This window comes from Metaclostridioides mangenotii (assembly GCF_017873185.1).
In the GTDB taxonomy this organism is placed as follows: domain Bacteria; phylum Bacillota; class Clostridia; order Peptostreptococcales; family Peptostreptococcaceae; genus Metaclostridioides; species Metaclostridioides mangenotii.
Genome location: NZ_JAGGJX010000007.1, coordinates 93,893 through 110,304, shown reverse-complemented (window position 1 = coordinate 110,304; position 16,412 = coordinate 93,893). Strand labels below are relative to the sequence as shown.

The 16,412-nt window shown below is 29.8% G+C and carries 14 protein-coding genes and 1 tRNA gene; 13 read left to right on the top strand and 2 right to left on the bottom strand.

All coding sequences use genetic code 11. From position 1 onward, the window contains the following. Positions 1–20: 20 nt before the first annotated feature. Together J2Z43_RS13185 and J2Z43_RS13180 are read left to right on the top strand one after the other, a co-directional pair. Positions 21–230, top strand: coding sequence for a DUF896 domain-containing protein (locus J2Z43_RS13185; RefSeq protein ID WP_027702505.1), 210 nt, complete (start codon positions 21–23; stop codon positions 228–230). A 54-nt stretch (positions 231–284) separates the two neighbouring features. Beyond that, positions 285–1,682 carry an aminopeptidase gene (locus tag J2Z43_RS13180; RefSeq protein ID WP_209457582.1) on the top strand — a complete coding sequence of 466 codons (1,398 nt, stop codon included), beginning with the start codon at positions 285–287 and terminating at the stop codon, positions 1,680–1,682. Between the two features lie 164 nt (positions 1,683–1,846). Here the strand turns inward: J2Z43_RS13180 and J2Z43_RS13175 are convergent, their stop codons facing one another. Next, on the bottom strand, positions 1,847–2,752 hold the full coding sequence (locus J2Z43_RS13175) for a selenium metabolism-associated LysR family transcriptional regulator (RefSeq protein ID WP_209457581.1): 906 nt from the start codon (positions 2,750–2,752) through the stop codon (positions 1,847–1,849). 344 nt (positions 2,753–3,096) lie between these two features. Between J2Z43_RS13175 and J2Z43_RS13170 the strand changes: the two genes are divergently transcribed. The 7 genes from J2Z43_RS13170 (at position 3,097) to J2Z43_RS13140 (ending at position 10,214) form a co-directional block, all read left to right on the top strand. After that, complete coding sequence (locus J2Z43_RS13170) at positions 3,097–3,828, top strand: hypothetical protein (protein WP_209457580.1); 732 nt, start codon at positions 3,097–3,099, stop codon at positions 3,826–3,828. Positions 3,829–3,978: 150 nt separating this feature from the next. Then, positions 3,979–5,160, top strand: a complete 1,182-nt coding sequence (locus tag J2Z43_RS13165; RefSeq protein WP_209457579.1) for a molybdopterin molybdotransferase MoeA — start codon at positions 3,979–3,981, stop codon at positions 5,158–5,160. Positions 5,161–5,189: 29 nt separating this feature from the next. Beyond that, positions 5,190–5,723, top strand: a complete 534-nt coding sequence (gene mobB, locus J2Z43_RS13160) for a molybdopterin-guanine dinucleotide biosynthesis protein B (protein ID WP_209457578.1) — start codon at positions 5,190–5,192, stop codon at positions 5,721–5,723. A 136-nt stretch (positions 5,724–5,859) separates the two neighbouring features. Further along, positions 5,860–7,560 carry an ABC transporter ATP-binding protein gene (locus J2Z43_RS13155; RefSeq protein WP_209457577.1) on the top strand — a complete coding sequence of 567 codons (1,701 nt, stop codon included), beginning with the start codon at positions 5,860–5,862 and terminating at the stop codon, positions 7,558–7,560. A gap of 162 nt (positions 7,561–7,722) precedes the next feature. Continuing rightward, on the top strand, positions 7,723–8,712 hold the full coding sequence (locus tag J2Z43_RS13150) for a hypothetical protein (protein WP_209457576.1): 990 nt from the start codon (positions 7,723–7,725) through the stop codon (positions 8,710–8,712). Positions 8,713–9,515: 803 nt separating this feature from the next. Beyond that, positions 9,516–9,845 (top strand): hypothetical protein, encoded by a 330-nt coding sequence (locus tag J2Z43_RS13145; RefSeq protein ID WP_209457575.1) that lies wholly within the window; start codon positions 9,516–9,518, stop codon positions 9,843–9,845. Positions 9,846–9,995: 150 nt separating this feature from the next. Then, positions 9,996–10,214, top strand: a complete 219-nt coding sequence (locus tag J2Z43_RS13140) for a DUF5713 family protein (RefSeq protein ID WP_234926407.1) — start codon at positions 9,996–9,998, stop codon at positions 10,212–10,214. Positions 10,215–10,334: 120 nt separating this feature from the next. Here J2Z43_RS13140 and J2Z43_RS13135 read toward each other — a convergent pair. After that, positions 10,335–10,421: transfer RNA gene (locus J2Z43_RS13135), tRNA-Leu, on the bottom strand. A gap of 321 nt (positions 10,422–10,742) precedes the next feature. On the opposite strand from J2Z43_RS13135, the gene polA reads away from it, so the two are divergent. The 4 genes from polA to J2Z43_RS13115 are packed head-to-tail and all read left to right on the top strand — an operon-like array spanning position 10,743 to position 16,409. Then, complete coding sequence (polA, locus tag J2Z43_RS13130) at positions 10,743–13,382, top strand: DNA polymerase I (protein ID WP_209457574.1); 2,640 nt, start codon at positions 10,743–10,745, stop codon at positions 13,380–13,382. An 11-nt stretch (positions 13,383–13,393) separates the two neighbouring features. Then, positions 13,394–13,996, top strand: a complete 603-nt coding sequence (coaE, locus tag J2Z43_RS13125) for a dephospho-CoA kinase (RefSeq protein WP_209457573.1) — start codon at positions 13,394–13,396, stop codon at positions 13,994–13,996. Next, positions 13,989–14,543, top strand: a complete 555-nt coding sequence (locus J2Z43_RS13120; RefSeq protein ID WP_209457572.1) for a lytic transglycosylase domain-containing protein — start codon at positions 13,989–13,991, stop codon at positions 14,541–14,543. Before coaE ends, J2Z43_RS13120 begins: the two co-directional genes overlap by 8 nt. Before the next feature lie 15 nt (positions 14,544–14,558). Next, positions 14,559–16,409 (top strand): ABC transporter substrate-binding protein, encoded by a 1,851-nt coding sequence (locus J2Z43_RS13115; RefSeq protein ID WP_209457571.1) that lies wholly within the window; start codon positions 14,559–14,561, stop codon positions 16,407–16,409. The last annotated feature ends 3 nt before the right edge of the window (positions 16,410–16,412 follow it).

The following is a 16,412-nucleotide window of genomic DNA, read 5'->3' as shown; positions in this document are numbered from 1 at the left end:
TAAGTAATTTGGAGGAAGAAATGTTTGAACAAAAAAAATTAGACAGAATAAATCAACTAGCTAAAAAGCATAAAGAAGAAGGGTTGACTCATGAAGAGCACCATGAAAGAGAAGGACTTAGAAAAGAGTATCTAGAACATTTTAGAGCACATGTTAGATCAAAACTAGATAATATAAAAGTTGTATCACCAGAGGAGTATGAGGAGTATATAAAAAACAACAATAAATAGGAAAATTATTAATATTTAATAATTTAATATAAAAATCTAAGGAGAGAATACAATATGGATTTAAAACATGAATTTAAAAACGCTTGGGAAGAAGCACAAAAAAATAACACAATTGGTGAAATAATGGACTATGCCAATGGTTATATGAAGTTTTTAAGTAAAGCTAAGACTGAGAGAGTATCTGTAGAGGAAATCGTAAACTTAGCTAAATTTAATGGATTTGTATCTCTAGATGAAGTAATTGCAAATGGAAAACTAAGTGCAGGAGATAAAGTTTACTCAGTAAACAGAGCAAAAGCAGTAGCTCTATTTGTAATTGGTAAAAACCCAATAGAACAAGGAATGAGAGTAGTAGGTGGACATATAGATTCTCCAAGAATGGATTTAAAACCAAACCCACTTTACGAAAGCTCTAACTTAGGATTTTTAAAAACTCATTATTATGGAGGAATCAAAAAATACCAATGGACAACTATTCCTCTATCAATACATGGTGTAGTAATATTAAACGATGGAAGTAAAGTAACAGTTTGTGTAGGAGAAGACGACAACGATCCAGTATTTTGTGTAACAGATCTACTTGTTCACCTAGCTGGAGATCAAATGGAGAAAAAACTTAAAGACGGAGTAGCTGGAGAAGCTCTAAATGTACTCGTAGGTAATACACCATTACAAGGAGAAGAAAAAGACCCAGTAAAATCTAACATACTTAAACTACTTAACGAAAAGTACAACATAGTTGAAGGCGACTTCTTAAGTGCTGAAATAGAAATAGTACCTGCAGGAAAAGCTCGTGATATGGGATTTGACAGATCAATGATACTAGCATATGGTCATGACGACAGAGTATGTTCTTACGCAGCAGTAAGAGCCATACTAGACATAGAAGCACCAGACTACACAGCATCAGCATTATGTGTAGACAAAGAAGAAGTAGGATCACAAGGAAACACAGGAATGCAGTCAAGATTCTTTGAAAACGACGTAGCAGAGCTAATAGCACTTCAAGGAGATTATTCAGATATAAAAATAAGAAGAGCAATGAGCAACACAAAAGTACTATCAGCAGATGTAACAGCAGGACACGATCCAAACTACGCAGAAGCATACGACAAAAACAACTCAGCGATAATAGGAAATGGTGTTGTACTAAACAAATACACAGGAGCTAGAGGAAAGAGCGGATGTAACGATGCAAATGCCGAATTTGTAGCAGAAGTAAGAAAAATATTCGACTCAGAAAACGTAGTATGGCAAACAGCAGAGCTTGGTAAAGTAGACCAAGGTGGAGGAGGAACAATCGCCTATATCCTAGCGAATGCAAACGCAGAAGTAATAGACTGTGGAGTTGCATTACTAAACATGCACGCACCTTACGAAGTAGCTTCAAAAGCAGACATACACGAAATGTACAAAGGATACAAAGCATTCTACAAAAGCAACTTTAGATAAAAAGAATAGAAACAAAGCAAAATAAAAAGAATAACTAGGGAATATAGAAAATGGAACAAAAATCAGGGAGTCAACTCAAAATGACTTTGAGCATAACTTCCTGTTTTTTGCATAGAAATCTATCAGCAGCTTACAACATTTTTTCTTTTCTCTATTAATAACCATTACTTCTCAACTTCGAAATGTTCACATAGTCTATCCAAAAACTTATCCTCCAAAGGCGTAAAAGTCTTTTTCTTAGAATAAATAAAATAAAATTGTCTTGAAAAATCAATCCCTTTAATTCTGTATAATTTCAACTTATTAGAGTCAACATAATCAAGAGCGGACATCTGTGAAATAAACGATACCCCTAGGCCGATTCTAACCATTTCTTTTATAGCTTCATTAGACTCGACATGAGCTATTATTTTTAGCTTGTCCGCAGGAAAATTATTCTTGCCAAGCGTTTTCATAGTAAGCATTCTAGTTCCAGAACCGTCTTTTCTCATTATAAAGTTTAAATTTTTTATTTCATCTAATTCAATATATCCGTTATCGTTTTTTATATTAAGATTTGCAGGCGCTATCAATACAAGTTCATCGTTTATTAGATCTATGTACTTGATCTGAGGATTGTTTATTTTTGTTCCGACCAATCCAAAACTTATCCTCTCATTTAAAATTTCTGAAATAGCATATTGGGAATCATAATGGCTTATAGAAAATTTGACATCTGGATAATTCACAGAAAAATCTTTGATAAATTCAGGTAGTATGTATGTCTCTGGTATAGAACTACATGCTATATCTATAATTCCTTCAATTTTACCAGAGTATTCTTTTATATCGTACATTGCTCTTTTACAATTGTTTAAAATGTATATAGCATGATTGTATAAAATCTCTCCGGATTTTGTTAGAGTAATAACTTTATTGCTTCTGTTGACTAATACCGTGTCTAACTCTCTTTCTAGGTTTTGTATATGTGCACTAACCGTAGGCTGTGTAAGAAAGAGTTCTCTAGCAGCTTTTGAAAAGCTTTGATGCTTTACAACGGCGACGAATACTTCTAGTTGTTTAAAATCCATTACTAAATCCTCCTTAAATCATCTAAATTTATTATAACATAGTTGTGAAAAACATTGATAAATCAATTTGTCAAAAAAATAGTAAAAAAATATTTTTATAAGTTTTGATAAGTTATAATGAATCTGATATAATACAATAGTATTTTTATAAGAAAATTTTATTTTAAAATAATAAAAAACTTTCTTATTCGATTTTTTATTACAATAATATTACAGAGTTATATGATTTATTATAATAAGTATAAAAATATTATATAATTAATTTATCAAATATTTAATATGTATGTATATAAACAATTGCGAAGTTTAAATTAATAGATAAAAACAATGAGAGGAGGTAGACAATGAAATTTAAAACTTCATTTATTTTTTTAGCAATTTTAGGTGTTGTAGCTAGCGGTTGCCAGAAGGAAACAGACAGTTACAATAACTCAGTGGCTGACAAGGCGACTCAACAAAAAACAATGACTAAAGTTCAAAACAATGTAAACGAGATTATGGATAAAGATTATAAATATGTGCTAAAAAATATGGGTGTCCCTTATAAGACAAACTACTATATAGAGTATTCTCAACTTCAAGACATAGATAATACACTAGAATTACCTTATAAAGTTGATGCTAAATTAGTATACCCAAAATCGGTTGAAAAAGGCGATGTAGAAGGAAGTGCCATATATGTCAATATTAAATCTAATAAAGTAAGTGAGGTTAAGACAGGAATCTTATCAAAGTACGATGCGAGCTTTATGGATAAAAAATCGGATATAAGAATAGAGCAGACTGATATAGGTATAGTCGAAAAGAAATTAAAAGAGATAGAAAAAATTGATTTTAAAAAATATATAGGCAGCGATATAAGCGGATTTGAAAGTGTAATTAGTGATAATAGTACAAACTTCAAAATTTACAACAGAGATGATAATCTTAAGGCAGTTTGCTATTTACTAAAGAAGGATAATAAAAATATCAGTAACAAAATAGTAACGATTTTAGTATCGGACAACAATATTAAATCAATTCAAATACTAAGTGAAGAAAAGGTTATGAAAGAAATATACAGATTTATGAACTAATATTAATAGATAAAATCAATAATGAAAGGTCGTTAGTTACAAATGACGTAACTAACGACTATTTTTATTAAAATAAATAGCTTAAAACACAATATATAGTATAATCCATATTAGGAATAGTTAAAATACAACAATATAAGGGGTATGGATATGTATGAATTAGAAGAAGCTATAGAAATTATGTTTAAAAATGTAAATCCGATTTTAGATACAATAAAAATTGATACGATTGATTCTACAAATAGAGTCTTATCAGATTGTATTTTGTCACCAATATGTAGTCCACCTTTTAATAAATCTCCATATGATGGGTACGCATATGATGCAAATAAATTTAAAGAAAAACTAAAAGTAGTTGGGACAATATATGCTGGAGACAGTTTTGATATAGAAGTAGTATCTGGTGAAGCTGTAAATATAATGACAGGGGCTAAACTCCCACAAGGGACTAATTGTGTAATAAAAAAAGAAGATGTAAATTTAAAAAAAGACTTTATAATTCTAAATAAAAAAGTTAAAGAGTTTGAAAATTTTATTGCTATAGGAGAAGATATAAAAGAAGGTGAATTGATACTAAATAAAAACCACGAGGTGAGCTTCGAAGATGTAGGAGTGTTGTCGAGCGTCGGAATCTGCGAAGTAGATGTATATAGAGATTTAAAAGTCGGATTTATAAGTACTGGTAGCGAGTTACAGGATATTGGTACAAAGCTTAAGGATGCTAAGATATACGACAGTAATAAATATATTATCTACGCTAGATTAAAAAGGCTTGGCATAAAACCTTTGATGTTAGATAGAGAAATCGATGATTTAGGTTTACTTACAGATAAAATTGAAAAAAGTATTGATGATGTTGATATTTTAGTGACTACAGGTGGAGTATCCGTTGGAGATATGGATTTAACACCTAAAGTCTTCAAAGATCTAGGAGCAAAGGTGTTATTTGATAGAGTTAATATAAAACCTGGAGGGACATGCTGTGTAGCTACGCTAGGAGAAAAAATTTTGTTTGGACTATCTGGAAATCCTCATGCAGCCTCGGTTGCATTTGATTCTATGTTTGTTCCGCTATTTAAATATATGAGTAACAAAAAAAGAAATGAAAATATCAAAGCAGTATTTAAAGGTAGCTATGATAGAGTTTCCGGTATGGATAGATTTGTAAGAGGAAGAATGTATGTAGACGGTACAAATGTATGCGTGAAATTGACTGACCACAAAAATGCAAAAGCTAAATTATCCGCATCGCTTAATAGCAATTGTCTAATAAGAATAAAGAGTGGAGAAATATTGATAGATAATCAGGTTGTAGACGTAATTAGATTTTAAATTAAAGTTATAAAGGTGGAGATGTGTATATGTACAATATATTATCGATAACTTCTTATTCGGGCGTTGGAAAAACAACTCTTATAGAAGGTGTAGTAAAAGAGTTGACAAATCTTGGACTTAATATAGGTTGTATTAAGCATACATGCCATGATTTCGAAATAGATAGACCAAATAAAGACTCTATGAGGTATCGAAACTCTGGAGCTAGCAGCGTGAGTATTTTATCGGAAAATACGTTTGTTTTTGTTGAAAAAACTGAACAAGAGAAGTCATTATATGATATTATTAATTTATATAAAAATACAGATTTAATAATTATAGAAGGATTTAAAGGGTATAAATTTAAAAAGATAGAAATTACTCGAAGTATTTTGTATACAAAACTAATATCTGATACATCAGATTTAATTGGTATAGTGAGTGATGTTAATTATGATATAGGTGTTAAGCAATTTAAATTAGGTGATTATACCTCAGTTGCAGAGCATATAAAATATTGCTTAGATACCAAAAAATTAGAATTAAGTGAGGAAATATTGAAAAAAATAATTTATCAATAAAACTTAATATGTATCATAATTATTCTTATTTCACAAAAACTGATTATTATTGTGGGATTTTTTGTTGAAATCTTATAAATATAATACACTACTTAGGAGAATTTATATATAATTTAGACAGGAGGAAATAAGAGTTATGATAAAAGATTTTATAAAATACTATAAACCGTATAAAAAGCTGTTTATAATTGATCTAATAGCAGCATTTCTATTTTCATTATGTGATTTAGTTTATCCTATGATAACTAGAAATATAATGGATGATATTGTCCCTGATAAAAATTTTAGGATGCTTGTAATATTTGCAGTTGTACTTATAGCTATATTTATACTTAAAGCAGGGCTTAACTATTTTATGCAGTATTGGGGACATGTTGTTGGTGTAGGAATGCAGGCAGATATGAGAAATGAAGTATTCACACATTTACAGAGACTACCTAACACATATTTTGATAACAATAAATCAGGGGTTACTATGTCTAGGATAGTAAACGACTTGATGGATGTCACAGAATTGGCCCACCATGGTCCTGAGGACTTATTTATTTCAATAGTCATGTTAATTGGTTCATTCTTTATTCTTGTAGATATAAATGTACCGCTTACCTTGTTGATATTTGCAATTCTTCCATTTATAGTTTGGTTTGCTGTTATAAAAAAAGATAAGATGAATGATGCTTTTATGGAGAGTAGAGTAACAATTGGTGATGTCAATGCAACTTTGGAAAACAGTATAGCTGGGATGACAGTAACTAAGTCTTTTTCTAATGAGAATGAAGAATTACAGAAGTTTAATAATAGCAATAATAAATTTAGAAGAGCAAGAGAGAAATCGTACAAAGCAATGGCTGAGTATTACTCAGGTATGAATTTATATATGGACATATTGGAGTGGATAGCGGTAATCGCAGGTGGTTATTTTACTTATAATGGTAAGATTACAATAGGTGATTTTGCGGCGTACATTCTGTATGTAAAGATGTTTACGCAACCGATGAAAAAGCTTATAAACTTTACTGAGCAGTACCAAAACGGTATGACAGGATTTAAAAGATTTAAAGAAATACTAGATGAGGATCAACAAAAAGAAAAATCAAATCCTATTGAGCTTAAAGATATTAAAGGGAAAATCGAATTTAAAGAAGTATCTTTTACATATGAAGATAATACAGAAGTTCTTAAAGATCTAAATCTTACTATTGATGCAGGAAAAACCGTTGCTTTGGTTGGTCCATCTGGAGGAGGAAAAACTACTATATGTAACTTACTACCTCGTTTCTATGAATACGATAGTGGTGAGATTACCATAGATGGAACTAGTATAAGAGATGCTAGCTTAAAATCTCTAAGAAGAAATGTAGGTGTTGTTCAACAGGAAGTATTCTTATTTACTGGTACAATAAGGGAAAATATTATGTGTGGTAATCCTAATGCTACTGATGAAGATATGATTGAGGCTGCTAAAAAAGCTAAAATACATGACTTTGTATGCACACAACCACATGGTTATGAGACTTATATAGGAGAAAGAGGAGTTAAGCTATCAGGAGGTCAAAAACAGAGAATTTCTATAGCGAGAATATTCCTTAAAAATCCACCTATAATAATTCTTGATGAAGCTACATCTGCGCTAGATAATGTAACAGAAAGAGAAATACAAGAATCTTTAGAAGATCTAAGCAAAGATAGGACAAGTTTAATTGTAGCACATAGATTATCTACAATTAAAAATGCAGATGAGATAATAGTTTTAACAGATAAAGGGATTGAAGAAAGAGGTACACACGAAGAGCTGATAGCACAAAAAGGTGTTTACAGTAATTTACACAGCAAATAAAGATAAAATACCACATAAAGACCGAGTTATCTTATGATAATTTAGTGATTTTTGTCCAGTTTTGTAGATTCAAGTGCCACTTATGAAAATATATTGAATTAAAATGATCTAAGTGATATTTTTAAGAGGTAATATTCAAAAGGTTAGGAGTGTAAACAATATATGAAAAATACTGATGATATTGAACTATTTTACGAGTCAATTAAACATAAGTATCCAAAATTACTTGAGGAAACAAGGGCACATATATGTCCTGATGAGAATATAATTATCAGCTCAATCGAAAGTGATAACAAAGACATGTTAAAAACAATATATATTGACACCTTAGGTTCTGAAGAATTACTTACATTAGCGGAGTGTGACGGAAGCAAAAGCACTCTGGAAATTCAAAAGATTATAGAGGAAAGATATGGTTTTAGCACTAATAAATTTAAAACTCATATTCCACTATTAAAGCTATATCATAATATATTTTTAGATTTTTATGAGGAGGCAGTTAAATTTCCGGATGTAGTTGAAATAACTGGGACTACCGAATATTTTATACCTATTTACATGGTATTAGAGTTAGAAGGCGAGAGGATCGAAAAGGCCAATAGCTCTAAAATAGTGAATGTGTTGGAAACCATATGTGATAAAGGCTGTAGAATAATTGAAGTAGTAGGCAAAAATATTATAACTAATAAAAATATAAATGACGTGTTTAGATATATGCTTGATAACTTTGATCTTGTAGTAATTAGAATTGACAATTTTAAAGCTGACCGATTTCTTCTAAAGAATTTAGAGAAATATAAAGATAAAGTCATTTGGGTTGTAGATAAAGAAAATAATAGTGAAAAACTTGAATTAAAAGACCATATTAGATATACAAGTCTTTCTAAAAAAGGCAATAGCGTCAGAATTTCTAGCAAAGGTAGAATTCTAGAGCTCGATGAAATTAATGTTAAGTACGTAGATGATGACTTTAAAGACAATAGATATAAATACGATAAAATTTATATCTTTGCAGATGGAAGAGTTGAGATAAGAAAGATAGATGAAAAAAGTTATGAACTCGGAAATCTAAGTGATCTAACTATTGAAGAGATACTTTTAAATAGATATATTAGGTCAAACATTGATGAACAGATTGTAAAAAACTTATAAATTAGAGAGTTGTACATTAAATGTAATAAAATCTATTAATTAAGGAAATAATAGCAGTTAAGAAGTAGTAAAATACTTTCTGAGCTGCTATTTTTATTTATAAGCTCGGAAATCTAGGAGCTGAGAAATATGAGGTCTATCAAAAATATGTATTTAGATTTCATTGTACAACCTATATTATATGTTTCCATATGGGCTGTAAAGAGATCAATTTAGTAAAAGTAGTTTTTAATAAATAAATTTCACATTTTTTTTATATAAAACTCATACCAAATTCATATAGTAGCAGTATTATGTATATAGAAAGAATAGTTTAAAAACCATAATATAATACCCTATTGTAGTAGTAACTTTCCCTAACATCCTCAATATAGTTGCTACTACGGCTAAATTCCAACAGTTAAGACTGTTGGAATTTTGTCGTTTAGAATAAAAAATGTTATATACCACCGAAACTACTAATTCGGTGGCAAAACTAATTTATAATAGATTCAAATATATAAGTAAAGGGCTAGTCCCAGAACTAATTTTTCATTAAGTTCTAGGGCTAGCCCTGTTATTTAAAAATGGGTAAAAAAAGAAGAAGGCGGTTAAACCTTCTTTGTGTAAAAAGTTTGAATATGTATCATTTGTATATTCTAATTACATCATATATTTTTTTACAAAATATGGCAATAGAATTTGCAAAACTGGTCGTCTAAATAGTAAAACTGGGAATTTGGTAAAAAAATATTATTTTTTTGTTAAATTTACTATAAATTTGATATTAATTTCAAATCTGAACCATATTTATATTTTTTCATATGATAGATAGTAGGGGTGATGATTATATGGCTAAGAGCGGACAAACAAAAACCGTTAATAAAAATAATTCATGTTTCTTTAATATACCTGCAAAGCAGTTCTCTCTTCTTTCCTCAATAATAGGAATTTTACTGATTGATGATTTAGATGTAAATGAACAAAATGCGCTTGGTAACTTCCTTGTAAATATGGGGCAAAATATACTTACTGCAGCTGCACAGTCTCAGGCAAATAGCGATGATAATAATCAAAGTGAAGATTTATCCAATCAAATTGATTTACTTAAAAATCATATATGTTTATTGGAAAATCAAATTAAAAATAGATAATACTTAAAGTCTTTTCAAATAATGTTTGATTAGAGTTTACAGGGGTGTATTTAAGTTAATTTTAACAGGAGTATTTATTAAAGAGGAGAGATAAATGAAAGAATACATAGTAGCTAAAAATTTGATAGCAATTACAAACTATAATAAGATATGTACATTAATGAATATTATCCGGAGTTATTGGTAGATAAGGTCAAAGGCTATATTGAGACCGTAATAAGCTTTTTAGAAGAACAAACTACTTACGATGAGATTGAAAAAATTTATGATAATGAGTTACAAGAAGAGTTTGATGAAAATGATAGTAAAATAGAGACCATTACAAGGGAATCTATAGGTGGAGATGTTATATATATTAAAACGGTTTGATATAGATATATGTTTGGGTGCCATAGCAGAGCGTGATTGGTAGAATTTTAGATTAAATAAGTGTGTAGAATTTTAAACATAGAAAAAGAGTTATCTAAATTTAAGATAACTCTTTTTTACTGGTGCCGCTGGCCGGATTCGAACCGGCACGGTATCACTACCGGTGGATTTTGAATCCACTACGTCTGCCTATTCCATCACAGCGGCTCGTACCTTTAATATTATAACAAAAATAAAAATCGATTGCAATATATTTAAATTTAATATAATTTTTAAAAATTGAAATTTTATTTATTTGAATTAAAATTAGATCAAAAAATTACGATTAGATTGTAGCTTTATCTGATTTTATTTTCATTTTATGATATGATTTATATTATGTAAAATAAAATCTAAAGTAATGGATTTAAACAGAAAATATGGAAATATTATATATTAGTTGCAAAATATATTTATGGTAATATATTTATCATAAATTTTTTATGTATAGTATACATAAGAAATTTGACTAAATTAGGAGTGATTGATTTGGATAAAACTTTGGTTATTATAGATGGAAACTCGATAATTAATAGAGCTTTTTATGCTCTACCGGAAATGAACAATAAAGAAGGACTTAAAACTAACGCGATTTACGGCTTTACTACAATGTTATTGAAGACAATTGATACATATAAACCGACACATATAAGTGTCGCGTTTGATAGAAAAGCGCCTACTTTTAGACATTTAGAGTTTGATGATTACAAGGCTGGAAGAAAAAAGATGCCTGATGAGCTTAGAGAGCAGTTTGAACCTTTAAAAGATTTATTGGACAAGTTCAATATCAATAGGCTAGAGATAGACGGTTATGAAGCTGATGATATAATTGGTACTGTTTCTAAAAGAGGTGAAGAGGCAGGTTTTAAAGTATATATAGTTACTGGAGATAAAGATGCTATTCAGTTAGCTTCAAATAATACGACTACTCTTATTACTAAAAAAGGAGTAGGTGAGGTAGAAGAGTACAATTACGATTCTGTAGTTGAAAGATATGAGATGACACCTGATCAATTTATAGATTTAAAAGGATTGATGGGGGATAAATCAGATAATATACCTGGAGTGCCTGGTATAGGAGAAAAGACTGGGATAAAGCTTATTAAAGAATTTTCAAATATAGAGAATATATTAGAAAATATAGATAAGTTAAAGGGAAATGTGAAGAAAAAAATAGAAGAAAACAAAGAAACAGCTATTATGAGTAAGAGACTAGCTACAATTATAAGGGATGTTCCTATTGATGTTGATCTTGAGAGTATGGTATTTGGGGACTATAATCAAAATGAACTTACTGAAAAAATTAGATACTTTGGATTTAATAGTCTACTTACTAGAATATCTACTCTAAACGGTGAGGAAGTTGAAGAGGAAATCATTGAAGTTAAAAGGCTTGATAATATTTCTGATTTTATGAAAAAAGCAAAAGAAGAGAAAAAGTTAATCTTAAAAAGTGTATCTAGAGAAGGTAATATACTAGAGAAAAATATAATATACATGTTTATAAGCATAGATGGAAAAGAGATATACTATGTAGCTGAAGACGAGATAGAAAAATTATCTGAGATTTTATCAGATTATGAAATTAAAAAACTTGGTTACAGCCTAAAAGAAGACTACACAGCTCTAAAACCATATGAAATTGAATTAAATAATATTCACTTTGACATATCGATTGCAGAGTACTTAATCGACTCGACATCCTCTACTTCTTATGATTGTTCAGCAATAGCAATGAAATACCTTTCAAAAAATGTAAAATCAAAGGAAGATTTACTAGGTAAAGGAGTAAAAGCTAAAAAGTACGAAGACCTTAACCTAGAAGAGCTATCTAACTATATCGGAAGTGTAATTAAAACTGTATCTGAAGTTATACCTCAAATGGAGAGTAAATTAGTTGAGATGGAAATGGATGGTTTATTCTACCATGTAGAAATGCCGCTTGTGGAAGTTTTAGGACATATGGAATTTGTCGGCATTATGGTTGATAGAGAGAAGCTAAATGAATTGGGTGTAAAATTTAAAGAAATAATAGAAACTCTAGAAAAAGAAATATTTGAATTATCTGGAGAAAAGTTTAATATAAATTCACCAAAGCAATTGGGTGTTATACTATTTGAAAAACTAGAACTTCCAGTTGTGAAAAAAACTAAAACAGGGTACTCAACAAATGCAGATGTACTTGAAAAACTTCATGATAAGCATCCTATTGTAGAAAAAATTACTGAATACAGACAGATTACTAAGCTTAATTCGACTTATGTTGAAGGATTACTAGGCATTATAAACCCTATAAGTAATAGGATACATTCTTCATTTAATCAAACAATTACTACAACAGGAAGAATTTCATCAACTGATCCAAACCTTCAAAACATCCCAGTTAGAATGGAAATAGGTAGGGAAATTCGTAAAGTATTTATTTCAGGAGAGGGTTGCCAGCTTGTAGATGCGGACTACTCTCAAGTTGAGCTTAGAGTTCTTGCCCATATGAGTCAAGATGAAAATATGATTGAAGCTTTTAAGGAATATGAAGATATTCATACTAAGACAGCATCTCAAGTATTCGGTGTTGATACAAAAGATGTAACTTTAGAGTTGAGAAGTGCTGCAAAAGCTGTAAACTTCGGTATTATATACGGAAAATCTGACTTTGGATTAGCAGATGATTTAAATATTTCTGTACCAAAAGCAAAAGAGTATATAGAAAGTTACTTTGCAAAATACAGCAAAATCAAAGAGTTTATGGACGATACAATCGAAAAAGCAACTGAAACTGGATATGCAACTACTATTCTAAATAGAAGAAGATATATCCCAGAGATAAAATCCTCGAATTTTGTTGAGAGAAATAGAGGAAAAAGGTTTGCGATGAATGCACCTATACAAGGAAGTGCAGCAGATATAATAAAAATAGCAATGGTAAATGTTCACAAAAAACTTGAAGAGAGCTCTCTTAAATCTAAACTTATACTTCAAGTTCACGATGAGCTTATAGTTGAAACTACGGATGATGAAATAGAAGAAGTAAAAATTATAGTAAAAGAAGAAATGGAAAATGCTATACAGATGGATGTGCATTTAGATGTAGATTTAAATGTTGGAAATTCTTGGTATGACGTTAAGTAGGTGATTTAGATATGTTAATATTAGGACTTACTGGAAATATAGGCTGTGGGAAAAGCAGCCTATCTAAAATATTTATAAGAAACGGTATCGATGTAATAGATGCCGACAAAGTTGCAAGAGAAATAATGGAAGATGAAAATTTTTCGAAAAAGATATACGAAGAGTTTGGATATGAAATTCGAAACGAAGACAAAACACTAAACAGAAAAAAACTTGGAAGTATAGTATTTAAAGATGAAGAGAGACTTGAAAAACTAAATTCTTTAACGCATCCAATGATACAAGAAGTAATACTATCTAGGATAGAATATTTTAAAAATTTAAATAAATCCATAACAGTTATCGACGCAGCTATTTTAATTGAGCATGGATATACTGAAATTGTAGATAAGCTGTTGGTAGTTACATGCAATATAGATGAACAGATAAGAAGAGTACAAAAAAGAGATAAATGTACAAAAGAGGAAGCTTTAAATAGAATTAACTCTCAAATGAGCCAGAATGAAAAAGCGAAAATTGCAGACTATATTATAGATAATTCAGGTACCTATTCAGAGTTAAATGAAAAAGCGTATAAATTTATGGTATATATGAAGGAGAATTGGTGTGAATAAGAGAAAAATAGTTGTTTTATTTATTTTTATCATCTTATTTGGCTCATATTTATATGAAAAGAAGGTTGTACATAAATTTATATATCCTCAAAAATATTCGGAATATGTGGATAAATATTCTAAAGAATTTAATTTGGATAAAAATATAGTGTATAGTGTCATAAAAGTTGAAAGCAAATTTAACTCTAATGCTGTATCAAAGAAAGATGCTAAGGGTTTGATGCAGATAAGAGATATAACGCGCGATTGGGCAGCTGAAGAGCTAAAAATCAAAGATGTGGATATTTTTGATCCAGAAACTAATATAAGGATAGGATGCTGGTATTTAAGCAAACTATACGATGAGTTTGGAAAGTTGGATCTTGTAATAGCTGCATACAATGGCGGTTCTGGAAATGTAAAAAAATGGCTAGAAGATGATAAATACAGTAAAGACGGAGAAAATTTACATTCTATACCTTTTGATCAAACCTCGAACTATGTATATAAGGTCAAAAAGTACTACAAAGAATACAAAAAAATATACGGGGATAGTGAATCTAAGTAGAAAGGGAATACAAGTATGAAAAAACTAAAGATGTTAATAGCAACCCTTGTTTCAGTGGTTCTAGTAAGCGGATGTAGTCCAAGTGAACTAACTGGAAATAATGACGAAAAGAGCAAGGTCTATAGTGATTCAAAGTATATAAATTTAACAATGGTAAAACCAAAGACTATTAACCCTATAATTAATACCGATGAGTCGGTATCTTATATTATGAACATGATTTACGATGGGTTGTTCGAAATAGATAAAAACTACAATGTAGTGCCTCAATTAGTTAAAGAATACTCTATATCAGCAGATGGAATGAGTATAGATATTGAGCTTAAAGATGCTAGATGGCACAATGGTAAAGATGTTACAGCCTCAGACGTAAATTATACAATTGATCTTATAAATAAGACACCACAGAGCATTTATAAGAGCTTAACTGAAAATATTGCATCTGTAACGGTAAATGGCAGTAAAAAACTTACAATAAAGTTCAAATCTAGTGAAGCTTTTCCTACTAACAAGCTAGTTTTTCCGATAGTATCAAGTGATCTAGGATCTAAAGATGTAGAGGTGGAAAAAAATAATCTTATTGGAAATGGACAGTACAAGATTGAGAGTTACTCAGAACGTGAAAATATGATATTGACTGCCAATGATGATTACTACCTTGATCAGCCTAAGGATATTAAACAGGTAAAAGTAAAGACAGTTCCAGATGAAGAGGCTAGAGTTTCGATGGTGATGTCATTAGACAGTGATATAACAGATGTAACAATTAATGATTTGAGTAAATTTCAAGAAGAAAAGTTTAATATAACTAAATACCAGGGTAGAGAGTACGAGTTTGTATCGTTTAATTTCAACAAAAGCTACCTACAAAATAGCGATTTTAGAAAAGCAATAGCCCACTCAATTAATAGAAAAAATTTATTTGAAGAGGGGTATATGAGCGATGCTACAATGGTTAATTTTCCTCTAAATTCTAAGTCAGAGTACTATAATGATAAAATAGGTCAGTTAGAATTTAGTAAGGAAAAAGCCAAAAGTTACTTAGATAAAGTCAAGTTTACAGGAGAAGACAATAAAGATTCTAATAAAACAGGTGTATCTAATAATAAAAACGATATTAATGATAAAGTAGAGAACAAAAATAAAACTCCTGATAGCAATAAAGTCGTAGATCAAAACAATGTTGATAATGGCGGACAAAATGATGATCTAGATGGAGATAAAGAAAAAGAAGCTCAAGCTAACAATAATGCTGATAAAGAATCTGGAGACAAGCAAGTTAATAATTCAATTAATGATAAAACTAATAAGAATCTAGATTCAAATAAAGATGTCGATATAAAAACTAATAATGTCTCTAACATAAATAAAAATAAGAACCAAAAAATCAAGAGTTTGGACGATATAGATTTAAGCATAGTTGTAAACAAGGATAACATCGAAAGAGTAAAAACAGCTAATCTTATCAGTTCTAATCTTAAATCAGTAGGAATTAATTCAACTGTTGAGCAACTATCTTTTGAAGATCTTGAAAAAGCTATGAATACAAATAATTATGATTTAGCTGTAACAGGATGGGTATTATCTAATGTACCGGATGTTAAACAAATTATAGAGTACAGTGGATACTCTGATGAGAAATTAAGTGGATATATGACTCAATTGGATAAAGAAACATCAAAAGATAAAATTAGAAATTTATATGGAAAAATGCAAAGAAATATCAACGATAATGTTGGATTTATAAGCTTGCTTGTAAGAAATAATCACATTGTAACAAACAAAAGACTTGATGGAAAAATAGAGCCAAATGATTTTGATGTATATGAAGGTATAACAAACCTTAATATAAAAACTAATGAATAAATT